Annotated in this window: 24 protein-coding genes and 1 tRNA gene; 16 read left to right on the plus strand and 9 right to left on the minus strand. The window is 73.9% G+C overall.

Features of this window, described 5'->3' with window-relative positions:
- The first annotated feature begins 282 nt into the window (after nucleotides 1–282).
- Nucleotides 283–912 (plus strand): sulfotransferase family 2 domain-containing protein, encoded by a 630-nt coding sequence (locus QWJ41_RS13795; RefSeq protein WP_302708992.1) that lies wholly within the window; start codon nucleotides 283–285, stop codon nucleotides 910–912.
- A 27-nt stretch (nucleotides 913–939) separates the two neighbouring features.
- On the opposite strand, the gene QWJ41_RS13800 is transcribed toward QWJ41_RS13795, so the two are convergent.
- Both QWJ41_RS13800 and QWJ41_RS13805 read right to left on the minus strand, forming a co-directional pair.
- On the minus strand, nucleotides 940–1,485 hold the full coding sequence (locus tag QWJ41_RS13800) for a hypothetical protein (RefSeq protein WP_302708993.1): 546 nt from the start codon (nucleotides 1,483–1,485) through the stop codon (nucleotides 940–942).
- A 31-nt stretch (nucleotides 1,486–1,516) separates the two neighbouring features.
- Nucleotides 1,517–2,644 carry an ATP-dependent DNA ligase gene (locus QWJ41_RS13805; protein WP_302708994.1) on the minus strand — a complete coding sequence of 376 codons (1,128 nt, stop codon included), beginning with the start codon at nucleotides 2,642–2,644 and terminating at the stop codon, nucleotides 1,517–1,519.
- 67 nt (nucleotides 2,645–2,711) lie between these two features.
- On the opposite strand from QWJ41_RS13805, the gene QWJ41_RS13810 reads away from it, so the two are divergent.
- Nucleotides 2,712–2,790 (plus strand) — tRNA-Gln (locus tag QWJ41_RS13810).
- A gap of 26 nt (nucleotides 2,791–2,816) precedes the next feature.
- On the opposite strand, the gene QWJ41_RS13815 is transcribed toward QWJ41_RS13810, so the two are convergent.
- The gene (locus tag QWJ41_RS13815) at nucleotides 2,817–3,206 is read right to left on the minus strand and encodes a PaaI family thioesterase (RefSeq protein WP_302708995.1); all 390 of its coding nucleotides are present in this window, start codon (nucleotides 3,204–3,206) and stop codon (nucleotides 2,817–2,819) included.
- 25 nt (nucleotides 3,207–3,231) lie between these two features.
- Here QWJ41_RS13815 and QWJ41_RS13820 point away from each other — a divergent pair, with 25 nt between their 5' ends.
- From QWJ41_RS13820 to QWJ41_RS13830, 3 genes are all read left to right on the plus strand, one after another.
- Nucleotides 3,232–4,317, plus strand: coding sequence for an FKBP-type peptidyl-prolyl cis-trans isomerase (locus QWJ41_RS13820; protein ID WP_302708996.1), 1,086 nt, complete (start codon nucleotides 3,232–3,234; stop codon nucleotides 4,315–4,317).
- Between the two features lie 116 nt (nucleotides 4,318–4,433).
- A complete protein-coding gene (gene glmU, locus QWJ41_RS13825; protein WP_302708997.1) occupies nucleotides 4,434–5,888 on the plus strand; it encodes a bifunctional UDP-N-acetylglucosamine diphosphorylase/glucosamine-1-phosphate N-acetyltransferase GlmU in 1,455 nt (484 codons plus the stop codon).
- Between the two features lie 123 nt (nucleotides 5,889–6,011).
- The gene (locus QWJ41_RS13830; RefSeq protein WP_302708998.1) at nucleotides 6,012–6,992 is read left to right on the plus strand and encodes a ribose-phosphate diphosphokinase; all 981 of its coding nucleotides are present in this window, start codon (nucleotides 6,012–6,014) and stop codon (nucleotides 6,990–6,992) included.
- A 169-nt stretch (nucleotides 6,993–7,161) separates the two neighbouring features.
- Here the strand turns inward: QWJ41_RS13830 and pepN are convergent, their stop codons facing one another.
- Nucleotides 7,162–9,603, minus strand: a complete 2,442-nt coding sequence (pepN, locus tag QWJ41_RS13835; RefSeq protein ID WP_302708999.1) for an aminopeptidase N — start codon at nucleotides 9,601–9,603, stop codon at nucleotides 7,162–7,164.
- Between the two features lie 262 nt (nucleotides 9,604–9,865).
- Here pepN and QWJ41_RS13840 point away from each other — a divergent pair, with 262 nt between their 5' ends.
- From QWJ41_RS13840 to QWJ41_RS13870, 7 genes are read left to right on the plus strand one after another with little or no spacing between them, the layout of a single operon-like run.
- Nucleotides 9,866–10,543 (plus strand): 50S ribosomal protein L25/general stress protein Ctc, encoded by a 678-nt coding sequence (locus QWJ41_RS13840; protein ID WP_302709000.1) that lies wholly within the window; start codon nucleotides 9,866–9,868, stop codon nucleotides 10,541–10,543.
- Nucleotides 10,544–10,567: 24 nt separating this feature from the next.
- A complete protein-coding gene (gene pth / locus QWJ41_RS13845) occupies nucleotides 10,568–11,185 on the plus strand; it encodes an aminoacyl-tRNA hydrolase (protein WP_302709001.1) in 618 nt (205 codons plus the stop codon).
- Nucleotides 11,186–11,204: 19 nt separating this feature from the next.
- Nucleotides 11,205–11,978: a 3'(2'),5'-bisphosphate nucleotidase CysQ gene (locus QWJ41_RS13850; RefSeq protein WP_193666962.1), complete on the plus strand. Its 774-nt coding sequence runs from the start codon at nucleotides 11,205–11,207 to the stop codon at nucleotides 11,976–11,978.
- Nucleotides 11,979–11,988: 10 nt separating this feature from the next.
- Complete coding sequence (locus tag QWJ41_RS13855) at nucleotides 11,989–12,612, plus strand: HAD-IA family hydrolase (protein ID WP_302709002.1); 624 nt, start codon at nucleotides 11,989–11,991, stop codon at nucleotides 12,610–12,612.
- Complete coding sequence (locus QWJ41_RS13860) at nucleotides 12,609–13,364, plus strand: lytic murein transglycosylase (RefSeq protein WP_302709003.1); 756 nt, start codon at nucleotides 12,609–12,611, stop codon at nucleotides 13,362–13,364. The genes QWJ41_RS13855 and QWJ41_RS13860 overlap by 4 nt, the downstream gene beginning before the upstream one ends.
- A 20-nt stretch (nucleotides 13,365–13,384) precedes the next feature.
- Entirely contained in the window at nucleotides 13,385–14,023 is a 639-nt protein-coding gene (gene tsaB, locus QWJ41_RS13865; RefSeq protein ID WP_302709004.1) for a tRNA (adenosine(37)-N6)-threonylcarbamoyltransferase complex dimerization subunit type 1 TsaB, read from the plus strand.
- Nucleotides 14,020–14,493: a GNAT family N-acetyltransferase gene (locus QWJ41_RS13870; protein WP_302709005.1), complete on the plus strand. Its 474-nt coding sequence runs from the start codon at nucleotides 14,020–14,022 to the stop codon at nucleotides 14,491–14,493. Before tsaB ends, QWJ41_RS13870 begins: the two co-directional genes overlap by 4 nt.
- Here the strand turns inward: QWJ41_RS13870 and QWJ41_RS13875 are convergent.
- Nucleotides 14,490–15,215, minus strand: coding sequence for a GNAT family N-acetyltransferase (locus QWJ41_RS13875; protein ID WP_302709006.1), 726 nt, complete (start codon nucleotides 15,213–15,215; stop codon nucleotides 14,490–14,492). The two genes, QWJ41_RS13870 and QWJ41_RS13875, sit on opposite strands and share 4 nt — an antisense overlap.
- A gap of 73 nt (nucleotides 15,216–15,288) precedes the next feature.
- Here QWJ41_RS13875 and tsaD point away from each other — a divergent pair, with 73 nt between their 5' ends.
- Nucleotides 15,289–16,335 carry a tRNA (adenosine(37)-N6)-threonylcarbamoyltransferase complex transferase subunit TsaD gene (gene tsaD, locus QWJ41_RS13880; protein ID WP_439117329.1) on the plus strand — a complete coding sequence of 349 codons (1,047 nt, stop codon included), beginning with the start codon at nucleotides 15,289–15,291 and terminating at the stop codon, nucleotides 16,333–16,335.
- Between the two features lie 13 nt (nucleotides 16,336–16,348).
- Here tsaD and QWJ41_RS13885 read toward each other — a convergent pair whose 3' ends face one another.
- On the minus strand, nucleotides 16,349–17,611 hold the full coding sequence (locus tag QWJ41_RS13885; RefSeq protein ID WP_302709008.1) for a hypothetical protein: 1,263 nt from the start codon (nucleotides 17,609–17,611) through the stop codon (nucleotides 16,349–16,351).
- Complete coding sequence (locus QWJ41_RS13890; RefSeq protein ID WP_302709009.1) at nucleotides 17,611–18,033, minus strand: hypothetical protein; 423 nt, start codon at nucleotides 18,031–18,033, stop codon at nucleotides 17,611–17,613. Before QWJ41_RS13890 ends, QWJ41_RS13885 begins: the two co-directional genes overlap by 1 nt.
- 130 nt (nucleotides 18,034–18,163) lie before the next feature.
- Here QWJ41_RS13890 and QWJ41_RS13895 point away from each other — a divergent pair, with 130 nt between their 5' ends.
- A complete protein-coding gene (locus tag QWJ41_RS13895) occupies nucleotides 18,164–18,790 on the plus strand; it encodes a hypothetical protein (RefSeq protein ID WP_302709010.1) in 627 nt (208 codons plus the stop codon).
- A 3-nt stretch (nucleotides 18,791–18,793) separates the two neighbouring features.
- Here QWJ41_RS13895 and QWJ41_RS13900 read toward each other — a convergent pair whose 3' ends face one another.
- The gene (locus QWJ41_RS13900) at nucleotides 18,794–19,975 is read right to left on the minus strand and encodes a WD40 repeat domain-containing protein (protein ID WP_302709011.1); all 1,182 of its coding nucleotides are present in this window, start codon (nucleotides 19,973–19,975) and stop codon (nucleotides 18,794–18,796) included.
- Entirely contained in the window at nucleotides 19,972–20,562 is a 591-nt protein-coding gene (locus QWJ41_RS13905; RefSeq protein WP_302709012.1) for a SigE family RNA polymerase sigma factor, read from the minus strand. The genes QWJ41_RS13900 and QWJ41_RS13905 overlap by 4 nt, the downstream gene beginning before the upstream one ends.
- Nucleotides 20,563–20,700: 138 nt before the next feature.
- Here QWJ41_RS13905 and QWJ41_RS13910 point away from each other — a divergent pair, with 138 nt between their 5' ends.
- Together QWJ41_RS13910 and QWJ41_RS13915 are read left to right on the plus strand one after the other, a co-directional pair.
- Nucleotides 20,701–21,813, plus strand: a complete 1,113-nt coding sequence (locus QWJ41_RS13910; RefSeq protein ID WP_302709013.1) for an S-(hydroxymethyl)mycothiol dehydrogenase — start codon at nucleotides 20,701–20,703, stop codon at nucleotides 21,811–21,813.
- Complete coding sequence (locus QWJ41_RS13915; protein ID WP_302709014.1) at nucleotides 21,813–22,427, plus strand: MBL fold metallo-hydrolase; 615 nt, start codon at nucleotides 21,813–21,815, stop codon at nucleotides 22,425–22,427. The genes QWJ41_RS13910 and QWJ41_RS13915 overlap by 1 nt, the downstream gene beginning before the upstream one ends.
- Nucleotides 22,428–22,439: the final 12 nt, after the last annotated feature.

Here is a 22,439-nt window from a genome sequence, read left to right on the forward strand (position 1 = left end):
CCCGGCGGAGTCTCAGCTGCGCCGGACGGGCTCCCGTCTGCGCGTCCGAGATTCCCCCCGGATCCTCGGACGCGATGGCCGGTCCGGGGCGAGTCCGCGTTCCCCCCAGAATCGCGGCATGCCCCCCGGTCCGACCGGGGAGGTCGCCCCCCGGCGACCTCGTGCCTCCAGACTAGGAGGAGAACCGGGGCAGTGGGGGAACACGTCATCCACAATCGGTCCAGGGTTTGGTAACACCGCGGGGCCGCCCGGCGCCGCGGGCCGCGCTGGTACTTTTCGCCCATGATGGTCTCGCACTCGGCGCGCGTGCTGTTCGTGCACGTGCAGAAGACCGGTGGCATCACCATCGACCGGATGCTGCAGGAGGCGCTGCCCGACTTCGAGTTCCTGCCCGGGCTCGGCGGCGGTCGCCACGCCAGGCTCGGCCCGGCGCTGCGCACCTACCCCGAGCTGTCGGAGTACTTCGTCTTCGGCTTCGTGCGCAACCCGTGGGCGCGGCTCTACTCGTGGTGGGCGATGATCAAGCGCGCCGAGGCCGACGCGGCGGCGGGCGTCGAGAAGGCCACCAACCAGATGGACCACAACCGGCTGTGGAAGCGGGTGCTGGCCACCTGCCCCGACTTCGAGGCGTTCGTGCTGCGCGGCACCCAGGAGCAGCGCGAGCTGCAGCGCACCCAGATCAGCTACCTGCGCGCCAAGCAGCGCGAGGCCGACTTCATCGGTCGCCAGGAGCGCTTCGACGCCGACCTGCACGAGGTCTTCGACCGGCTCGAGCTGGCCTGGCCCGGCACCACGATGCATGCCAACACCGGGCCCAGCAGCGACTACCGGGTGCAGTACTCCGACGAGATGCGCGACCGGGTGGCCGAGGTCTTCGCCGCCGACCTCGAGCGCTTCGGCTACGAATTCTAGCCGCTCCAGCCGGCGTACGCCGCCCGCTCAGAAGCCGCTGACGCCCTCGGGCCCGCCGGCCTGCTCGTCGAAGGTCTCGTGCTCGAGCAGGTGCAGCACCGGCACCCCCAGCTTGCGCCGGGCCTGCGAGGTCCAGTCGAGGTGGAAGAGCTCGGCCACGATGTGCGGGCGGGTCAGCACGATGGCCTCGCGGCCGTCGACGGCGGCCACCTCGGCGGCCAGCGCGTCGACCGGCGGCTCGGTGATGATCCGCCCGGTCGCCTCGGCCCCGGCACGCCGCAGGTGCTCCAGGGTCGCGGCCAGCTCGGCCTCGGAGCGCTCGCGGCAGTCCTGGCGCACGGCGTCGAGGTCGATCTCCGACATCGTCATGGCCGGCGAGGCCAGCATCTCCCCGCCCGAGAGCGAGCCCATCGCGGCCTCCACGCGCGCCGCGGCGTCCTCGAGCGGCAGCAGCACGTGGTAGCGCACCCGCTCGCCCTCCGCCGTCAGCTCGGTGTGCAGCGAGCGCACCTGGGTGGCGTCGGCGGTGGAGAGCGCCTTCTCGATCAGGAGTACGACGTCGTAGTCGGCCATGGCTCCATCCTAGTCCTGCGGCGGTGCGGGCCTACCCCTGTCCGAGCACCTCGTCGAGGTCGTAGCCGCTGACCTCGTCGAGCTGCTCGTAGCCGCAGGAGGCCGGGTCGCGGTCCTCGCGCCAGCGCTTGAAGTGCGCGGTGTGGCGGAAGCGGCGGCCCTCCATGTGGTCGTACTTGACCTCCAGCACCCGCTCGGGGCGCAGCGGCACGAAGGAGAGGTCCTTGCCGGCGCTCCAGCGGCTCTGGGTGCCCGGCACCCGGTCGGGGTTGGCGATCGCGCCGTCGTGCCAGCGCGCCCACGGGTGCTCCTCGATCGGGCAGGCCAGGTCGGAGAGCTCGTCCCACAGCTCGGCGCGTCGCTTCTCGGTGAAGCTGGCGCTGACGCCGATGTGCTGCAGCACCGGCCCGTCGTCGCCCTCGCTCCACAGCCCCAGCAGCAGGCTGCCGAGCAGCGGTCGCTCGGGCGTGGAGGTCTTGTGCTCGCGCATGCCGGCCAGCACCACGTCGGCGGTGCGCTCGTGCTTGATCTTCAGCATCGTCCGGGCGTTCTCGACGTACGCCGCCCCGAGCGGCTTGGCCACGACGCCGTCGAGCCCGGCGCCCTCGAACTGCTCCAGCCACTGCTCGGCGATCGCCGGGTCGGTGGTGGTGCGGGTCAGGTGGCAGGGCCCCGCGATCCCGGGGTCGGAGAGGTGGGCCAGGGCCTCCTCGAGCGCGGCGCGGCGCTCGGCGAACGGCCGGTCGACGTACGACTCGTCGCCCAGGGCGAGCAGGTCGAAGGCCACGAAGCCGGCCGGTGTCTTCTCCGAGAGCATGTCGACGCGGGAGGCGGCGGGGTGGATGCGCTCCTGCAGCACCTCGAACTCCAGGCGCTGGCCGCCGTCGGGTGTCGGGAGCGCCACGAACACCTCGCCGTCGAGCACGCAGCGCTCGGGCAGCTGCTCGCGCGCGGCCGTGACGAGCTCGGGGAAGTAGCGGGTCAGCGGCTTGGTGTTGCGGCTGGTCAGCTCGACCTCGTCGCCGTCCTTGAACAGCAGGCAGCGGAAGCCGTCCCACTTCGGCTCGAAGGACAGCCCGCCGTGCTTCTCGGGGTCGGGCACACCCTTGACGGACTTGGCGAGCATCGGCCGCACCGGCGGCATCACGGGCAGGTCCACGAGATCGACCCTAGACCCGACCACCCCCACCCGTCGGGCCGCGAGGACCCTAGGGTGGTGTCCTCATTCCCCGGTTGGTCTGCCGGCAGGGCCCGCCTGACTTTGAATCAGGACTAGCGACGTAGGTTCGACTCCTACCCGGGGAGCTCAGCTCGGGTCAGGGGTCGGTGGCTCAGCCCCGCGAGATCACCGCGTGCGTGCCGATGGCGCGGGCGATGACGTGACCGCCCTGGGTGATCTCGCCCTGGGTCGTGCAGATCCGCCCGCCCCGGCTCGTGCAGGTCGCGGTGCACACCAGCGGCTGCCCGGCCACCCCGGCCCGCACGAACTGCGAGCTCAGCTGCACGTGCGGCGCGACCATGCCCTCCGGGCCGGCGGCGTGGACCGCCCAGCCGGTGGCGCTGTCGAGCAGCGCGCTGAGGTAGCCGCCGTGCAGGATGCCGCCGCCGTTGAGGTGCTCGGGGCCGGGATCGGCCTCCACCACGGCGCCCTCGGGGTCGGCGCGCACCACCCGGAACCCGAGGTGCGCCGAGAACGGTCCGGGGTCTCCCACAGCGGTCATGGGCACACCGTAGGGGCCCGTCGTCGTGGGTGTGCCGGGAGCCCGCCCGGTCGGTGGCGTGGCCCGGCGACGTAGGTTCGACCCCGACCCGGGGCCCTCGCGCCCCGACCCCCGCCCCTCCGATGTGGAGAAGCCCGTGCTCCGACGCTCGCGTCCCCTGGCCGCCCTGTGCGCCGCCGTCCTGCTGTCCGGCCTGGCGGCCTGCGGCTCCGAGTCCGACTCCGCGGAGGAGGCGACCGGCTCGTCCGGCTCCGCCGGCCTCGAGGAGGTCAGCTTCTCCGGCGAGGTGGGCGAGAGCCTCACCGCCGAGTGGAGCGGGGCCATCGAGCAGCCCGACGAGACACAGGTCGAGACCCTGGTCGAGGGCGACGGCGAGGAGATCGCCGACGGCGCCACCGTGAGCACCTACGTGTACGTCGGCAACGGCAGCACGCAGGAGGACGTCTTCAGCGACTACGACAACGGCGCCCCGGAGTCGATTCCCAACGACGAGCAGGTCGGCGAGGTCTTCCTCGAGATGATGGACGGCGCGACGTACGGCTCGCGGGTCGTGGCGGTCACCACGCCCACCGACCTGCTCGGCGCCAACGCCGAGAGCAACTCCCTCGGGCTGGGCACCGACGACAGCGTCGTCGTGGTGATGGACCTGGTGGAGGAGCAGGAGGTCGCGCCGACCCCGTCGAGCGAGGAGGCCGAGGACGCCTCGCCCGACAGCCAGCCCAGCGTGGTCTCCGAGGGCGGCGACCCCGTCGGCCTCGACTTCGAGGGCATCGACGAGCCCGCGCTCGACGCACCCGTGCAGCGGGTCGTGCTGGAGGAGGGCGACGGCCCCGCCGTGAAGCCCTCCGACACCGTCACGGTCGACTACCTGGGCGCGACGTACGACGCCGACGCGCCGTTCGACGAGAGCTACTCGCGCGGTGAGCCGCTCGTCTCGCCGCTGAGCGGGCTGATCCCCGGGTGGAGCATCGGCCTCGACGGCGTGCCGGTCGGCAGCCGGGTGCTGCTGCAGATCCCGCCGGCCTACGGCTACGGCACCCAGGGCAGCCCGCCCAGCATCCCCGGCAACGCCACCTTGTGGTTCCTCATCGACGTGGTCGCGGCCGAGTAGCCCCACCGCGGTCGGGACGGCTCGCTCCCACGTCGCGAGGACCGCGCTACCCGAGCGCGCTTCACCTGCGGGCTCTACAGTGAGCCCGCTCCTTCCCTCGCTGATTCGGAGATCCCGTGGCCGACCCCGTCCTGCACGACCTGACCGTGATCGTCCTCGCCGCCGGCGGGGGGACACGGATGCGGTCGAAGACCGCGAAGGTCCTGCACCCGATCGGCGGGCGCAGCATGGTGGGCCACGTGCTGGTGGCCGTCCGCGGCTGCGCGCCGCGCCGGGTGGTCGCGGTCATCGGTCACCAGCGCGACCAGGTCGGCGCGCACATCGCCGAGCTGGCCCCCGAGGCGCTGCTGGCGGTGCAGGAGGAGCAGGCCGGCACCGGCCACGCCGTACGCGTCGGGGTGGAGGCGGCCGACGCCCGCGAGGGCACCGTGCTGGTCGCCTACGGCGACACCCCGCTGCTGACCGCCGAGAGCCTGCGCGCCTTCGTCTCCGAGCACGAGGCCGCCCAGCGCGCCGTCAGCGTGCTCAGCGGCGTCGTCGACGACCCCTTCGGCTACGGCCGCGTGGTGCGCGACGAGGACGGCGAGGTCGTGGCGATCGTGGAGCAGAAGGACGCCACGCCCGAGCAGCGCCAGGTCCGCGAGATCAACTCGGGGATCATGGCCTTCGACGCCGCGTTCCTGCACGAGGCCCTGCCGCGCCTGGGCAACGACAACGCCAACGGCGAGTACTACCTCACCGACCTGCTCGGCCTGGCGCGCGAGGCCGGCCTGACCGTCGGTGCCCACCCGATCGACGACGTGCGCCAGACCGAGGGCGCCAACGACCGCGCCCAGCTCGCCGAGCTCGGTCGCGAGCTCAACACCCGCATCGTGGAGCGCTGGATGCGCGAGGGCGTCACCGTGATGGACCCCGCCACGACCTGGATCGACGCCGACGTGGTGCTGGCCCCCGACGTGGTGCTGCTGCCGGGCACCCAGCTGCTCGGCGCGACCGTCGTCGGCGAGGACGCCGTCATCGGCCCCGACAGCACGCTCAAGGACTGCGAGATCGGCGCCGGCGCCCGCATCGTCCGGGTGCACGCCGAGCTCGCCGTGGTGGGCGAGCAGGCCGACGTCGGCCCCTTCTCCTACCTCCGGCCCGGCACCCGCCTGGGCGCGGGCGGCAAGATCGGCGGGTTCGTCGAGACCAAGAACGCCGACATCGGCGCGGGCGCCAAGGTGCCGCACCTGTCGTACGTCGGCGACGCCGAGATCGGCGAGGGCACCAACATCGGGGCCGGCACGATCTTCGCCAACTACGACGGCGTGGCCAAGCACCGCACCACCATCGGGCGGCACGCCCGCACCGGCTCCAACAACACCTTCGTGGCCCCCGTGACGATCGGCGACGGCGCCAGCACCGGCGGCGGCACCGTCGTACGAGGTGACGTGCCGGCGGGTGCGCTGGCGCTCAGCGCGGGGCCCATGCGCGTCATCGAGCAGTGGGCCCAGCAGCGTCGCGCGGGCACCCCGCAGGCCGAGGCCGCCGAGCGCGCGCAGCGGTCCGGCGAGGGCTCCGGACCCGCCTAGGCAAAGACTGCGCGTCAGGTCCGTCACACGCGGCGCCGCAGGCCGGTGTCGGGTTTCGCGGCCGACCGTCCGGGGGGCAGACTGTCGGGCGCACCCCACCCGTCGGCGACCCAGGAGCTGCTCGTGACCGGATACAAGAAGACCACCGAGAAGAACCTCATGGTCTTCAGCGGTCGGGCACACCCCGCTCTCGCCGAGGAGGTCGCGGGCATCCTCGAGACCGAGCTGGTGCCGACCTCGGCCTTCGAGTTCGCGAACTCCGAGATCTACATCCGCTACGAGGAGTCGGTGCGCGGCTGCGACGCCTTCGTGATCCAGAGCCACACCGCTCCGATCAACGAGTGGATCATGGAGCACCTCATCATGGTCGACGCGCTCAAGCGCGCCAGCGCCAAGCGGATCACCGTGGTGATGCCCTTCTACGGCTACGCCCGCCAGGACAAGAAGCACCGTGGACGTGAGCCGATCTCGGCGCGCCTGATGGCCGACCTCTTCAAGACCGCCGGCGCCGACCGGCTGATCGCCGTCGACCTGCACGCCGACCAGATCCAGGGCTACTTCGACGGCCCCGTCGACCACCTGATGGCGCTGCCCATCCTCACCGACTACGTCAAGGCCAAGTACGGCGACCAGCCGCTCGCGGTGGTCTCGCCCGACGCCGGCCGGATCAAGGTCGCCGAGCGCTGGTCGGCCAAGCTCGGCGGCGTCCCGCTGGCCTTCATCCACAAGACCCGCCGCACCGACCGGCCCAACGAGACCGTCGCCAACCGCGTGGTGGGTGAGGTCGCGGGCAAGATCTGCGTCCTGACCGACGACATGATCGACACCGGCGGCACCATCGTGAAGGCCGCCGAGGCCCTGGTGGCCGACGGCGCCGCGGGCGTGGTCATCGCCGCGACCCACGCGATCCTCTCCGACCCCGCCGTCGACCGGCTCAAGAACAGCCCGGCCGTCGAGGTCATCGTCACCGACACCCTCCCGATCCCCGAGGACCGCCGCTTCGACAAGCTGACGATCCTCTCGATCGCCCCGCTGGTCGCCCGCGCCATCCGCGAGGTCTTCGAGGACGGCTCGGTCACCTCGATGTTCGACGGCCACGCATAGCCGACCCGCCCCACACTCGCCGACACGGCCCAAACTTCCTGCCGAGTCGGCCTGAACTTCGCGCCGAGTCGGCCTGAACTTCGCGCTGACCCGGCCCGGACCTGCACCTGCGGGTCCGGGCCGGCTCGGCGCGAGATCCGGGCCGGGTCAGCGCGAAGAACGGGCCGGGTCAGCGTGAGATCTGGGGCGGGTCGGGCAGGTCGTCGAGCTGGTCGTTCCAGAGGCGGGCCAGCACGGTGGGCACCGAGCCCGCGGCCAGGGTGTCGGCGAGGCGCCGGCGCTGCGCGGGGCTGAGCTCGAGCGCCGGGAAGGCGTTGCGGCCCACGACCAGGGAGAAGCCCTGCCCGCGCCGCTCGCAGATGGCGGGGGAGTCGGCCAGGTAGGCGTCGACGTACGCCGTGCACAGCTCGACGCGCTCGGGGTCCCACAGGCCCTGGGCGCAGGCCTCGAAGACCCGGTTCGAGACGTCGGGGGCGCTCATCGTGGCCCACGCCGCGGCCTTGGCCTCGGCGGTGGGGCGGGCGGCCAGCGCGCGGGCGGCGCCCAGCTCGCCGGCGAAGGTCTGGTCGCGCTGCCGCTCGGCCTCGATCGCGTCCTCGTCGAGAGCACCGAGCGCCGCGAGCCGCGCCACCGTCGACCAGCGCAGCCCCGGGTCGAGGTCGACCCCGGCGTCGGTGCGCCCTGCCTCGAGCCACCCGAGCAGCGCGGAGGCGTCGCGGCTGGTCGCGGCCAGGCCACGGGTCAGCGCGATCGCCACCTGGTCGTCGTCGGTGGCCGCCAGCGCCGACCGGCAGGCCGCGGCGACCCGGTCGACCAGCGCGGGCGCCTCGGCGGCCGGGGTCGAGCGGGTGAGCACCGGGCCGAGCGCGCGGTCGAGGACCGCCGAGACCAGCGCCGGGCGCTGCTCGCCGGGCAGGTGCCGCTCCACCAGGTCGAGGAAGCCGGCCGGGGCCAGCGCACCGGTGCGCACCTCGTCGAAGGCGTGCGCCCACAGCACGGTGCGGGTGACCTCGTCGTCGACGTCACCGAGGTGCTCGGCCACGGTCGCGGCCGAGAGGTCGTCGAGGCGCAGCCGGGCGAAGGTCTCGCCCTGGCTGTTGGGCACCACCGCCAGGTCGGCCCACTCGGGCAGGGGCACCTGCTCGTCGGCGAGGTCGACCAGGCGGGTCCCCACGAGCACGCCGTCGGCGTCGAGCGCGCTGACCGAGAAGCGGTGCGGCCGCACGCCCTCGCGCACCAGCACCGGCACCCCGTCGTCGCGGCGACGCACGACCACGGTGTCGAAGCCGGTGCGGCGCAGCCACACCTCGGCCCACCCGCGCACGTCGCGGGGCGAGGCCGCGTCGAGGGCCTCGACCAGGTCGTCGAGGGTGGCGTTGCCGAAGCGGTGCCGGGTCAGGTGCGCGTTGACGCCGGCGAGGAAGTCGTCGTCGCCCAGCCAGGTCACCAGCTGGCGCAGGCAGGAGTTGCCCTTGGCGTAGGAGATGGAGTCGAAGTTGGTGAAGGCGCTGTCGACGTCGGGCACGTCCTCCGGCGCCGGCGCCACCGGGTGGGTCGAGCGGCGCTCGTCGGCGACGTACGCCGCGGGCTTGCGGGTGGCCTCGTGCACCACCAGCGTGCCGCCGAAGCCGGCGCCGTCGGCGGCGACCCGGTAGCCCATGTAGTCGGCGAAGCTCTCGTTGAGCCAGGTGTCCTCCCACCAGCGCATCGTCACCAGGTTGCCGAACCACATGTGCGCCATCTCGTGGGCGATGACGGTCGCGCGGCGCGAGCGCTGGTCGTCGGTGACCCGCCCGCGCGGCAGCATCTCGTCGCGGTAGGTCACGCAGCCGGGGGTCTCCATGGCGCCCCAGTTGTGCCCGGGCCCGAAGAGCTGGTCGTAGGAGTCGAAGGGGTAGGGCTCGTCGAAGAGCGTCGCGTAGTGGTCGAAGCAGTCGTTCGTGGTCTCGCGCAGCTCGTCGCCGTCGCGGTCGAGCTCGGCGGCCAGCGAGGCGCGCGCGTGCCAGCCGAACGGCAGCCCGGCGTGCTCCCAGGTCACCGAGTGCCACGGCCCGGCGCAGACCACGAACAGCGAGGGGCACAGCCGCGGCGTCGTCGCGAAGACCCAGCGCCCGGCCTCGCTCGAGGTCACGCGTCCGTTGCCGATCACCTGCCAGCGCGGGTCGGCCGCCACCGAGACGGCCATGGTGGCCTTGATGTCGGGCTGGTCGAAGCAGGCGAAGACCCGCTGCGCGATGTCGAGCGAGAGGTAGGCCGACACGTAGGTCTCGCCGTCGACCGGGTCGGTCATCCGGTGCATCCCGTCGCCGTCGCTGACGTAGGGCACCCGCGCCTCGACCCGCACCTCCACCGGCCGTCCGACCGGCAGGTCCTCGAGCCCCACCCGCCGCCCGTCGTACGCCGCCTCCACGGGCCGGCCGTCGACGCTGACCACGAGGTCACGGGCGTCGGTGAGCTCCACGAAGGTGCTCGGCGCGGAGGTGGTGAAGCGCAGGGTCGTCGTCGAGCCGAAGGTCTCGCCCGCGTGGTCGCGCAGGTCGAGGTCGATGTCGTAGGAGACGTCGGAGACCTGGGCGGAGCGGGCACGGGCCTCGGCGAGGGTGAGCGACATGCGGGCCACCCTAGGCACCCGGGCGGATTGGCACTCGCCGCGCGCCCGCGGCTAGACTTCTGCGGTTGCCTCGGCGAGGGAGCCGACCGTCCGCGGTCGCTCCGTGATCGACGCGGTCGGCTGTGAGAACCTCGCGCCGCGCTGTGTCGTGATCCCGACGGGCGCGGCGCTTCGTGCGTCCGGGCCCACCCGCAGGTGACCACCCGACCTTGCGAGGGTCCTGCCGGGACCCCGCACCGCTGTAGCGCACGAGGAGACACACATGGCTGCCGAGAAGATCGCCGCTGAGGCCCGCACCGAGTTCGGCAAGGGCGCCGCGCGCCGGATCCGCCGCGAGGACAAGGTGCCGGCCGTCATCTACGGGCACGGCAACGACCCGACCCACATCACGCTCCCGGGCCACGAGATCATGCTCGCGCTCAAGCACGGCGGCGCCAACGCCCTGCTCGACATCGACGTCGACGGCGAGAGCCACCTCGCGCTGACCAAGCAGGTCCAGGTCGACCCGATCAAGCGCTTCATCGAGCACGTCGACTTCGTGGCCGTGCGCCGCGGCGAGAAGGTCACCGTCGACATCCCCGTGCACGTGGTGGGCGAGGCCGTCGCCGAGACCCTCGTGGTCCTCGAGAACTCGGTCGTCTCGGTCGAGGCCGAGGCCACCCACATCCCCGAGTTCGTCGAGGTCGACGTCGAGGGCGCCGAGGTCGGCACCCAGGTGCACGCCTCCGACCTGAAGCTGCCCAAGGGCACCGAGCTGCTCACCGACGGCGACATCCTGGTCGTCAACGTGACCCAGCAGCAGAGCCAGGCGTCGCTCGACGCCGAGCTCGAGGAGCTCGAGGCCGAGGCCGGCATCGAGCACGAGGAGTCGGGCGACGAGGAGACCACCGAGGGTGGCGACGAGTCCGGCGACGCCGAGGCCGGCGACTCGCAGGAGTGATCGCGACGGGCCCGGGGGAGCACCATGACCGACGAGCGTGAGACCGGCGGCGCGAGCAGCGCCGTCTGGCTCGTCGTCGGCCTGGGCAACCCGGGCCCGACGTACGCCGGGCACCGGCACAACATCGGCTACCTCGTGGCCGACGAGCTGGCGTCCCGGCTCGGCTCGGGCTTCCGGGCCCACAAGTCCGGGCGCGCCGACGTCGTCGAGGGACGGCTCGGCGCGCCCGGCACCGGCGGCCCCCGGGTGGTGCTGGCGCGGCCCCGCTCGTACATGAACGAGCTCGGCGGCCCGGTCAAGGCCCTGGCCACCTTCTACAAGGTGCCGCCCGAGCGCGTCGTGGCGATCCACGACGAGCTCGACATCGCCTTCGACACCCTGCGCGTCAAGCTGGGCGGCGGCGACAACGGCCACAACGGCCTGAAGTCGATGCGCTCCTCGCTGGGCACCGGCGACTTCCACCGGGTGCGGGTCGGCATCGGCCGCCCCCCGGGTCGCCAGGACGTCGCCGACTTCGTGCTGTCCAACTACTCCTCGGCCGAGCGCAAGGTGCTGCCCTTCGTGGTCGACACCGCCGCCGACGCCGTGGAGTGCCTGGTCGGCGAGGGCCTGGAGAAGACCCAGCAGCGCTTCAACTCCTGATCGCGGCTACCCTCTGCTGGTGACTTTCGAGCCCGGAACCCCGCCCCCCGCCGCTGACGACCACGTGCTGGCCACCTGGCTGGCCGAGGCCGCCGGCCGCCGCCTGCTCGAGGTGCGTGCCGAGGGCCTGGAGGGCAAGGAGCTCAAGGACGCCGGCGACGCCGCCGCCCACGAGCTGCTGATGGACCTGCTGGCCCAGCACCGCCCCGACGACGCCGTGCTCTCCGAGGAGGGCAAGGACGACAAGGCGCGCCTGTCGGCCGACCGGGTCTGGATCATCGACCCGCTCGACGGCACCCGTGAGTTCTCCGAGCCGCCGCGCGACGACTGGGCCGTGCACGTCGCGCTGTGGCAGGGCGGCGCCCTGGTCGCCGGCGCCGTCGCGCAGCCCGAGCTCGGCGAGACCTTCAACACCGGGCAGGCCCCGGTCGTGCCGCCCCGCACCTCCGAGAAGCCGCGGATCGCGGTCTCGCGCAGCCGCCCGCCGGCCTTCGTGCAGGCGCTGGCCGAGGAGATCGACGCCGAGCTGGTGCCGATGGGCTCGGCCGGGGTGAAGATGATGTCGGTGGTGCGCGACGTCGCCGACGCCTACGTGCACGCCGGCGGGCAGTACGAGTGGGACTCCGCCGCCCCCGTGGCCGTGGCCCGCGCCGCCGGCCTGTTCACCTCGCGCGTCGACGGCAGCGAGCTGGTCTACAACCAGGACGACGTCTACCTGCCCGACCTCGTGGTCTGCCGCCCCGAGCTCAGCGAGCAGATCCTGGCCTTCATCGCCGCCCACGGCACCGAGTGAGCCGCCGGCCGTGACCGTCGAGCACGTGCTGCTGGACGCCGACGGCGTCCTGCAGCGCAGCGCCCCCGACCCCGTAGGGCTGCTCAGCGCCTGGGCCGGGGAGCGTGCCGAGGAGCTCGCGCACGCCCTGTGGCGCGCCGAGCGGGGTCCGCTGCGGGGCGAGGGCGACTTCGTCGAGGCCCTCGAGCGCATCGTGCCGGCGTACGCCGACGTGGCGCCGGGCGAGCTCTACGACGCGCTGTGGCGCGACATCGCCGTCTCCGAGGAGTCGCTGGCGCTGGCCGGGCGGCTGCGCGAGGCTGGTCTGGGGGTGCACCTCGGCACCAACCAGCACCGCCAGCGGGCCGAGCTGATGCGCACCGAGCTGGGCTACGACGAGCACTTCGACGTCTCCTGCTACTCGTGGGAGCTGGGCACCAAGAAGCCCGAGCCGGCGTACTTCGAGATCGCTGTCGAGCGGATCGGGGCGGCCCCCGCGCAGGTGCTCTTCGTCGACGACGTGGCCGCCAATGTCGAGGCCGCGCGTGCGGTCGGGCTGCACGCCGTGCACTGGCACCTCGACGAGGGGCACGACGTGCTGCTCGAGGCCCTGGCCGGCCACGGCCTCCCGCTCGGCGAGGCGGGCGCCGCGTGATCTCCGGCCCCCGCTCGATCGTGCTCTTCTCCTGCCTGCTGCTGGCGCTGTCGGGCGCCGCCTTCGCGCTGTCGCGGCTCTACACCCCCGAGCGCACCGTCGACCTGACCCCGCCGGCGGCGTACGTCGGCGCCCCGGTGCCCCCGCAGGCCGACCCCGGCACCGCGGTGCGCCGCACCCAGCTCGTCGACGAGGACTGGCTGCGCCGCACCAGCCGGGCCACCGGCATCCCGTCGCCCGCGCTGCGGGCCTACGCCGACGCCCAGCTCTCGGGAGTCGGTGGGTGCGAGGTCGGATGGACCACCCTGGCCGGCATCGGCTGGATCGAGTCGCAGCACGGCACCCTGGGCGGGCGCACCATCGACGCCGAGGGCCGCTCCTCGTCGGCGATCCTGGGCCCGGCCCTCGACGGCTCCGGTGACTTCGCCGCCATCCGCTCCACGGCCGCCTCCCGCGCCTGGCACGGCGACGCGACCTGGGAGCACGCCGTGGGTCCGATGCAGTTCCTGCGCTCGTCGTGGGAGCCGTGGGCCGCCGACGGCGACCGCGACGGCACCATCGACCCGCACGACCTCGACGACGCCGCCGCGACCGCGGCGCGCTACCTGTGCGCCGGCGGGCGCGACCTGGCCCGGGGCGACGGCTGGGCCAGCGCGGTGCTGTCCTACAACCACTCCGACGAGTACGTCGCGGCCGTGCACGCCGCCGCCAGCGCCTACGCCGAGCGGGCCGCCGGGCGCCGCGCGGGCTGACCCGGGCTAGCCTGCCGCTCATGCTGCTGACCTTCGACACTGCGACGCCGCGGGTGGCCGTGGCCCTGCACGACGGCTCCGACGTGGTCGCCGAGCTCGAGGCCGAGCGGGCGATGAAGCACGGCGAGCAGCTCGCCCCGCTCGTCGACGCCGTGATGCGCCAGGTGGGGGTGGTCCGCCAGGACCTCACCGCCATCGGTGTGGGGGTCGGCCCGGGGCCGTTCACGGGCCTGCGGGTCGGGCTGGTGACCGCGCGCACCCTGGCCTTTGTGCTCGAGATCCCGGTCTACGGCGTCTGCACCCTCGACGTGCTGGCGGTCGAGGCCGTCGACACCGGCGCCGTCGACCGCGACTTCGTGGTCGCCACCGACGCGCGCCGCAAGGAGGTCTACCTCGCGTCGTACGACGCCGACGGCACGCGGCTCGACGGTCCGGTGGTCGACAAGCCCGCCGAGCTGGCCACCGACCTGCCCGTGGTGGGGGAGGGCGCCCTGCTCTACCCCGAGGCGTTCCCGCTCGCGGTCGGGCCGCAGCGGCCCAGCGCCGGCTGGCTGGCGCGGGTGGTGGCGCAGGAGCGCGCCGAGCTGCTCGACCCCGAGCCGATGTACCTGCGCCGCCCCGACGCGGAGGTCACGCGCAGCCGCAAGACGGTCTCGTGACCGTCCGCGAGGCGCGCCCCGACGACCTGGTGGCGCTCGTCTCGCTCGAGCACGACAACCTCGGCGCCGACGCCTGGCCGCCGGGGCTGTTGCAGGAGGGCGTCGAGGGCCGGGTGCCCTACGCGACCTACCTGGTCGCGGAGGTGGAGACCCCGACGGGTCCGGTGGTCGCCGGGCACGCCGTGCTCAGCGTGGTCGGCGACATCGCCGAGCTGCAGCGCATCTCCGTCGACGCCGAGCAGCGTCGCGCCGGCCTGGCCACCGCGCTGCTCGACACCGTCGTGGCCGCGGCCCGGGCCGGGGGCGCCGACCGGCTGCTGCTCGAGGTGCGCGAGGACAACGCCGGGGCGCTGTCCTTCTACGCCGCGCGCGGCTTCGTCGAGGTCGACCGACGCCGGCGCTACTACCGCGACGGGGCCACCGCCGTGGTGCTGCGCCGCGGTCTCGGCCCGGCCTGCGGCGGCTCCTAGGAGAGCACGGCCGAGCGGAACGTGTGGACGGTGCGGTAGCCGAGCCGCTCGTAGAGGCGGATCGCGGGTGCGTTGTCGGTGTAGACGCCGAGGCTGGCGGTGCCCGAGGCGCCGGCGAGCGCGCGCCGCGTCAGGGCGGTCGAGACCAGGCGGCCCAGGCCGCGCCGCTCCTCGGTGGGCAGCACCGTGATCCCGCGCAGCTGGCCGGTGCCGTCGTGCTGGCGGTTCAGCGCGCCGGCGGCGACCAGCCGGTCGCCCTCGACGACGCCGAGCCAGGCCTCGACGCCGGGGCTGTCGGGGCGCGCGAACGAGCCGGGGTTGCCCGTGTCGAGCAGGGCGACCAGGTCGTCGCGACGCCCGACCTCCACGACCTGCGGGGTCGGCTCGGTGGGCTGCTCGCGGGTCAGCATCCAGTCCCAGCGGGTCGCCGCGTCGTGCTCCCAGCCCGCCGGCAGGGCGTCGTACGCCGCCGCCTCGACGGTGATCCGCCACGGGCGCGGGTGCCGCGCGGCGACGTCGGCCATCAACGGCGCGAGGGCCTCGGCGGGCCCCAGGCAGACCATCTGCGGGCCGGGGGCCGGGCCGGTCCAGCGTGGGTGGTTCTCGACCACGGCCGCGGCCCCCGCCACCCAGGCGCGCGGGGCCAGGGCCGGGTCGACCTGGTGCCGCACGAAGCGGTGCTGCGAGGTGGTGACCAGCTGCTCGACCGAGATCTCCTGCACGGCCAGATCATGCCCGGGGCCCGGTGACGATCTGGGCGCGGGGCCGGTGGGCTCGCGTGCGACGATGAGCCGCGTGAGCGAACCGCTGGTGCTGGGGATCGAGACGTCCTGCGACGAGACCGGGGTCGGGATCGTGCGCGGCCACACGCTGCTGGCCGACGCGGTCGCGAGCAGCGTCGACGAGCACGCCCGCTTCGGCGGCGTGGTGCCCGAGGTGGCCAGCCGGGCGCACCTCGAGGCGATGGTGCCCACGATCGAGCGGGCCTGCGAGACGGCGGGCATCTCGCTGCACGACGTCGACGCGATCGCGGTGACCAACGGGCCCGGCCTGGCCGGTGCGCTGCTCGTCGGGGTCGCCTCCGCCAAGGCGCTCGCGCTGGGCCTGGGCAAGCCGCTCTACGGCGTCAACCACCTGGCCTCCCACGTGGCCGTCGACCAGCTCGAGCACGGCCCGCTGCCCGAGCCCTGCCTGGCGATGCTGGTCAGCGGCGGGCACTCCAGCCTGCTGCGCGTCGAGGACGTGACCGTCGGGGTCGACCCGATGGGCGAGACCATCGACGACGCGGCGGGCGAGGCCTTCGACAAGGTGGCCCGGCTGCTCGGGCTGCCGTTCCCCGGCGGGCCGCACATCGACCGGATGGCACGCGAGGGCGACAGCGTGGCCATCGACTTCCCGCGCGGGCTGACGGCGCGCCGCGACCTCGAGCGGCACCGCTTCGACTTCTCCTTCTCGGGCCTCAAGACGGCCGTGGCCCGGTGGGTCGAGGCCCGCGAGCGGGCCGGTGAGCCGGTGCCGGTCGCCGACGTGGCGGCCTCGTTCCAGGAGGCGGTCTGCGACGTGCTGGTGCGCAAGGCGCTCGACGCCGCCTCCAGCGAGGGCATCGACCACCTGCTCATCGGCGGCGGGGTCGCGGCCAACTCGCGGCTGCGCCACCTCGCCGAGGAGCGCGCCGAGCGCCTCGGCATCCGGGTGCGGGTGCCCCGCCCGGGCCTGTGCACCGACAACGGCGCGATGGTGGCGGCGCTGGGCGCCGAGATGGTCGCCCGTGGGCGCACGCCGTCGTCGCTCGACCTGCCGGCCGACTCCAGCCTGCCGGTCTCCTCGGTGCTCGCCGGCTGAGCAGGAGCCTGGGTCAGTCGAGGACCGGGGCGTGACCCTCGTCGTCGGTCCAGTCGTCCTCGGTGGCGTAGAAGGCCTGGTCGGGCCGGTCCTGGTCGCGACCGCGTTGGCGGCCTCGCCCGGCGGCGCTGCCCACGCCACCGGCCGCGGCAGCACGTGAGCCGGCCGGACCGGCGGAGCCACGAGTGCCCGCAGCGGCCCCGCGCGCGCCGGTGGCGGGGGTGGCTGCAGTGGTCGTCGTGCTGCGCCCCAGCGTCGCTCCTCCCGAGGTCCGTCCCGCGCCGATGGCCCGGGCCGCGGCGGGGCGTGCGGCCGTGGACCCGGCGGCCGCCCCGCCCACCGGCGTGACGGAGGCTCCTGCGGCCAGGCGCCCGCCCAGGAGCGCCGCACCACCCATCACGGCGCTGCCGGCGATGCCGCCGCCGATGCCCGCGGTCAGCCCGCCGGCGCCACCGATGCCGCTGGTCCCGCTGGTCCCGGTCGAGCCGGGGTCCGTGGGTTGCTCGAACGGGTTGTCCCCGCCGTCGGACGTGGCGGTGCCGGTGCCCTCCGGGTCGCCCGGGCCGGTGTCCCCGACGAGGGTGCCGCCGGCCGATGCCTGCTGGGTGCCGTACGGATAGGTGTGCGCGCTGCCGACGGGCTGGCCCCAGCCGGCGCTGCCGCCGGTCGTCGCGGCCCCGGTCGCGCCGGGTCCGCCGCCGGCGCCCCCGGACGAGCCGGCGGCGCCACGCATGACCCGCTCGTCGGGCTCGCCGTGGATGCGCCGCATCACCTCGGCGGCCTCGGTGTAGGTGGTGTCGACCTCGTCCGCGCGCTGCTTGGCACGCATCTCGCGGTCCGCCATCGCGGACTGGTAGGAACCCATCTGCCGGCTGTAGCTCTGCTCGGCACGGATCGTGTCGGGGGAGTCCGGGACGCCGGGCGTCCTCTCCGGTGCCTGGGGCTCGCTCGGGGCGGAGGCCGCCAGTGCGCGCTGCTCGGCGGCGGCGGCGCTCAGCGAGGCGTTCGCCCGGTCGAGGGCGTCGGAGGCGTCGCGCATCTGCTTGCTGCGCGTGCGCGCCTTCTCGGCGACCCGCTCGAAGGCGGTGACGGCGGCCGCGCTGACCTCGGAGCCCTCGCCGAAGCCGTTGCGGACGTCGTCCAGCGCCTCGAGCAGCACCTGCCCGACCCGCTCGAGCTTCGTGCTGCCCTCGCGCCACCGGAACCCGGAGGTGGAGATGTCGGCGAGGTTCGCCCCGGCCACGGTGCGGTGGAGGCGCTGCTCCTGCTCACCCATCAGGCCTGTGCTCGCTGCTCGTTGCGGGCCCGGTCGTAGGCGGCGTCGCCCTCGGAGCTCACCCAGGCGTCGTTCATCATCTCCACCGCCCGCTGTGCACGGACCAGCTCCTCGGCGGTCGCGTCGTCGGCGTCGCGGATCATCCCCGCGGCCTGCCGGACCCCGGTCGCGAACGCCGTCAGGTCGGCGATGATGCCGTGCACGGTCTCGGCCATCACCTGTTGGGCGCGGTCGTGGTGCAGCCCCAGCTCGTCGGCGCGGTCGCCGCGTCCCAGGGAGGGGAGCGCGATCGGCGCGCCGCTGGCGAAGCGCTCGCCCCAGCTCTCGGCGGTGCAGTCCTCGAGAGCCGCGATGACGCGGTCGATGGTGTGCTGCTCGACCTCGATGGACGACAGTGCTGCGGAGAGCCCTGCGACCAGCATCTGTGACGCCTCCGTGGGGTGATGGACGAGACAGGCGTTGGATACCCGCGGGCGTGAAAGGTCAAACCCGGCTGGGTGGGGCCTGGCGGTACCGTCTGACGACCTCGTCACCCGTCGACTCGGAGCCCTCGTGATCAAGCCTGCCTCCCCGACCCCCCTCGTGGCCCTGCTGCTGGGCGCGACCCTGGCGCTCGGCTCGTCGGCCTGCGGCTCCGGCGAGGGGCCGGAGGCGGCCCCCGCGTCCTCGTCCGGTGCACCCGTGTCCCCGAGCGAGTCGGAGGCCTCGCCCAGCGCCGCGCCCGAGACCGGAGCCGAACCCGAGGCGGAGCCCGCTACCGGGCCCCGGGTGCGGCTGCCGGTGCTGCAGGTCCGGCTGCCGGACGACACCTGGACCCCGTCGCCGGTGCAGGGCGGCTTCGGTGGAGGGTTCACCGAGGACGGCACCGGCCAGCTGTTCGTCAACCAGTTCCCGACGGTCTCGAGCAACCCCAGCCTCGACCAGCTCGCGGAGATCCGGCTGGAGCAGCTCCGGCGCGACGAGTCCTTCCCCGTGGCGATCGGCGACGAGGTCACGGTGGACGGCATCGGCGGGGTCAGCCTCGAGGGCAGCGGGGGCGGCACCCACGTCTTCGTCCTCGAGACGCTGGTCCTGCAGCCCGAACCGCTGGCGGTGGCGGTCGAGATCCGCACCCGGGGAGGCCAGGCGCTGCACCGCGAGCGCGTCGAGTCGGTGCTGGCCTCCTGGCAGTGGCGCTGAGCGTCACTGCGACATCCGGAACTCCGCCTCGATCTCGGGGTTCCCACCCGGCACCGGACCCACCAGGGTGCTGGGTCCGCTGCCGTCGACCGGCACCTCGAGCAACGACCACTGGTTGTCGCGCAGGCCCGCGACCGAGACCAGCAGCGCGTCGGTGGAGGCCCAGCCGGTCCGGCTGACCACCCGGCCGTCGTCGGGCTCGTGGGCCAGCACCGTCTCCAGCGACAGGTCGAGCACCCGGAGGTCGCCCAGCATGTTGTTCTCGGCGAAGGCCGCCTCCACGTGGCGCCCGTCGGGGGAGAACGAGAGCCCCCAGACGTCGCAGGACCGGGCCGTGGTGGTCGCGGCAGCGACGTCGTACAGACCGACGCAGCCGTACTGCTCGAGCTCGCCCGGGGGCTCGGAGTAGGCCCACAGGCCACCGTCGGGGCTGACGTCGTGGACGCGCGCCGGCCGGCCCATGTCGAAGGGCTCGGCGCCGTCGAGGGTGACCTCGTGCGTGGTGGTGGTCCCGTTGCCGGTGAGCACCGTGCAGCCCCCGGCGGCGCAGCCGCTGCCGAGCACCGCGTCGACCGTGCGGAAGGTCCCGGGGAAGGGCGGCGGCGTGGCCAGCACCGTCGGCTCGGTCGTGCCCGACTCGAGCACCCGCACGGCACCGTCCTCGCCCACCCAGGCCACCGTGTCGCGCGTCGGTCCGGCCACGAAGTGGTTCACCTCCGCCGGGTACGACGCCTGCGGCTGACCGTCGGCTCCCAGCACGTCGATCTGCGCCCCGGCATTCGCCGCGACGACGACCCGGCCGTCGCCGAGCACGGTGTAGTCCATGACGTCGCCGTCGGGCAGCTCGAGCTCGACGGTCGTGCCGTCGGGGCGGGTCAGCGTGCTGCCCTGCAGTACCGACGAGAGCGGCGCGGTGGTCACGTCGGGCGCCTCGGTGGCCGACTGCGAGGGACCGGCCGGGCCGGGACCGTCGGTGCGGTCCAGCGCGCCGCCGACCAGCAGCACCGAGGGCACCGCGACGGCGACGGCGGCCACGGCGACCCCGGCCAGCAGGGCGTGGCGGCGGCGTCGGATGCCGCGGGCGCGGCCCTGCACGTCGGCGAGGGTGAAGGGCGTGTCGTGCAGGTCGGCGACCTCGCGCTCGAGCGCTGCACCGATCTCCTGGTCGTGGCTGTGGCGGTTCATCGCTCCTCCTCCCGGGGGTGCAGGTGGTCGGGTGTGCGCTCGCGCAGCATGCGCAGTGCCCGGTTCGACTGGGACTTCACGGTGCCGACGGAGATGCCGAGGGTCTGCGCGGTCTCCGCCTCGCTGAGCTGCTCGTAGTAGCGCAGCACCACCACCGCGCGGGCCCTGGGCGGCAGCGACCGCACGACGTCCCACAGGGCCGCGGAGCCACCGTCGTCGTACTGGTCGTGGTGGACGGCGGTCTCGGGGAGCCGGTCGGTGGCCCGCTCGCGACGGTGCCAGGGGCGACGCCAGGCCGACGTGGTCTCGTTGACGACGATGCGCCTGACGTAGGCGTCGATCGCGCCGCGGTCGCGCACCTTGTCCCACGACAGGTAGAGCTTGGCCAGCGCGGTCTGCAGGACGTCCTCGGCCTGGTCCCGGTCACCGCAGACCAGGTACGCCGTGCGCAGCAGCGCCGCCTGGCGTGCCGCGAGGTACTCGGTGAACTCGGCGTCGCGGCGCTCGCTCCTGCCGCGGGGCGGTGCCTGGTCGGTCTCCACCACGCTCACCTCCTCGGCCCGCCGGACCGGTGCTCGTGCGCTCATCGTCTCCTCCTCGGTCCCACACCCACCAGACGCAGCACCGGCGCGGAAGGTTGGAACCGCCTCCCCGGGGGTGCCCTCGTCCCCCTGGATGGGGTTGCATGGACCGGTAGTCATCCGGACCGATCGAGGAGATCGCACATGCAGCAGGTGAAGGCCGTCGTCGCGCGCGCCAAGGGCGCGCCCGTCGAGGTGACCACGATCAACGTCCCGGACCCCGGCCCGGGGGAGGCCGTGGTGCAGGTGCAGACGTGCGGCGTGTGCCACACCGACCTGCACTACCGCGAGGGCGGGATCAACGACGAGTTCCCGTTCCTGCTGGGCCACGAGGCCGCGGGCGTCGTGGAGTCCGTCGGCGAGGGCGTCACCAGCGTCGCGCCCGGCGACTTCGTGGTGCTCAACTGGCGGGCGGTGTGCGGCGACTGCCGCGCCTGCAACCGCGGGGAGCCGCAGTACTGCTTCAACACCCACAACGCGACCCAGAAGATGACGCTGGCCGAGGGCGACGACGCCGGCACCGAGCTGTCGCCGGCGCTGGGCATCGGCGCCTTCGCCGAGAAGACCCTGGTCGCCGCCGGCCAGTGCACCAAGGTCGACCCCGAGGCGCGTGCCGCCGCGGTCGGCCTGCTCGGCTGCGGCGTGATGGCCGGCATCGGTGCGGCCATCAACACCGGGCAGACCACGCGCGGCCGCTCGGCCGCCGTGATCGGGTGCGGCGGCGTCGGTGTCGCCGCGGTCGCCGGTGCGGCGCTGTCGGGCGCCAGCCCCGTCATCGCCGTCGACATCGACCCCAAGAAGCTCGAGAAGGCCCGCGAGCTCGGCGCCACGCACACCGTGGACTCCTCGCAGGTCGACCCGGTCGAGGAGATCAAGCGCATCTGCGCCGAGACCTACCCCGGCGCCGAGGGCGCCGACGTGGTGGTCGAGGCCGTGGGCCGCCCCGAGACCTGGAAGCAGGCGTTCTACGCCCGCGACCTGGCCGGCACCGTGGTGCTGGTCGGGGTGCCGACGCCCGACATGAAGGTGCCCGACCTGCCGCTCATCGACGTCTTCGGGCGCGGCGGGGCGCTGAAGTCGAGCTGGTACGGCGACTGCCTGCCCAGCCGCGACTTCCCGATGCTGGTCGACCTCTACACCTCCGGGCGGCTCGACCTCGACGCGTTCGTCACCGAGGAGATCGGCATCGACGACGTGGAGGCCGCGTTCGACAAGATGCACCACGGCGACGTGCTGCGATCGGTGGTGGTGCTCTGATGACCGCCCGCGTGGACCACGCCGTCGTCTCGGGGACCTTCTCGCTCGACGGGGAGACCCACGAGGTCGACAACAACGTCTGGGTCGTGGGTGACGACGACGAGTGCGTCGTCATCGACGCCCCCCACGACGTCGACGCGATCATGGAGCTGGTGGGCGACCGCGCGGTGCGCGCGATCCTGCTGACCCATGCCCACGACGACCACTGCCGCGTCGCCCCCGAGCTGCGCGAGCGGGTGGTGGCGCCGATCATGCTGCACCCCGACGAGCGGCCGCTGTGGGAGCTCACCCACACCGACCACCTGTGGGACGTCGACCTGGGCGACGGGTTCGAGATCCTCGTGGGCGGCACCCGCCTGCAGGCCATCCACACCCCCGGCCACGCCCCGGGCGCGGTCTGCTTCCACGCCCCGTCGCTGGGGTGCGTCTTCACCGGCGACACCCTCTTCCAGGGCGGCCCCGGTGCGACCGGACGCTCGTACAGCGACGAGGACGTCATCAAGACCTCGATCCGACAGCGGCTCTTCGACCTGCCCGAGGAGACCGTGGTGCACACCGGGCACGGCCCCGACACCACCATCGGTGCGGAGAAGGAGGCCCTGGGCACCTCCTGACCGTCCTGGGAA

Origin of the sequence: Nocardioides cremeus (genome assembly GCF_030518195.1) — a bacterium.
GTDB lineage: Bacteria > Actinomycetota > Actinomycetes > Propionibacteriales > Nocardioidaceae > Nocardioides > Nocardioides cremeus.

Coding starts and splice junctions, on each gene's coding strand:
- QWJ41_RS13795 (WP_302708992.1), top strand. CDS start 283: ATGATGGTCTCGCACTCGGCGCGCGTGCTGTTCGTGCACGTGCAGAAG.
- QWJ41_RS13800 (WP_302708993.1), bottom strand. CDS start 1,485: ATGGCCGACTACGACGTCGTACTCCTGATCGAGAAGGCGCTCTCCACC.
- QWJ41_RS13815 (WP_302708995.1), bottom strand. CDS start 3,206: ATGACCGCTGTGGGAGACCCCGGACCGTTCTCGGCGCACCTCGGGTTC.
- pepN (WP_302708999.1), bottom strand. CDS start 9,603: ATGTCGCTCACCCTCGCCGAGGCCCGTGCCCGCTCCGCCCAGGTCTCC.
- QWJ41_RS13840 (WP_302709000.1), top strand. CDS start 9,866: ATGGCTGCCGAGAAGATCGCCGCTGAGGCCCGCACCGAGTTCGGCAAG.
- pth (WP_302709001.1), top strand. CDS start 10,568: ATGACCGACGAGCGTGAGACCGGCGGCGCGAGCAGCGCCGTCTGGCTC.
- tsaB (WP_302709004.1), top strand. CDS start 13,385: ATGCTGCTGACCTTCGACACTGCGACGCCGCGGGTGGCCGTGGCCCTG.
- QWJ41_RS13885 (WP_302709008.1), bottom strand. CDS start 17,611: ATGGGTGAGCAGGAGCAGCGCCTCCACCGCACCGTGGCCGGGGCGAAC.
- QWJ41_RS13890 (WP_302709009.1), bottom strand. CDS start 18,033: ATGCTGGTCGCAGGGCTCTCCGCAGCACTGTCGTCCATCGAGGTCGAG.
- QWJ41_RS13900 (WP_302709011.1), bottom strand. CDS start 19,975: ATGAACCGCCACAGCCACGACCAGGAGATCGGTGCAGCGCTCGAGCGC.
- QWJ41_RS13905 (WP_302709012.1), bottom strand. CDS start 20,562: ATGAGCGCACGAGCACCGGTCCGGCGGGCCGAGGAGGTGAGCGTGGTG.
- QWJ41_RS13910 (WP_302709013.1), top strand. CDS start 20,701: ATGCAGCAGGTGAAGGCCGTCGTCGCGCGCGCCAAGGGCGCGCCCGTC.
- QWJ41_RS13915 (WP_302709014.1), top strand. CDS start 21,813: ATGACCGCCCGCGTGGACCACGCCGTCGTCTCGGGGACCTTCTCGCTC.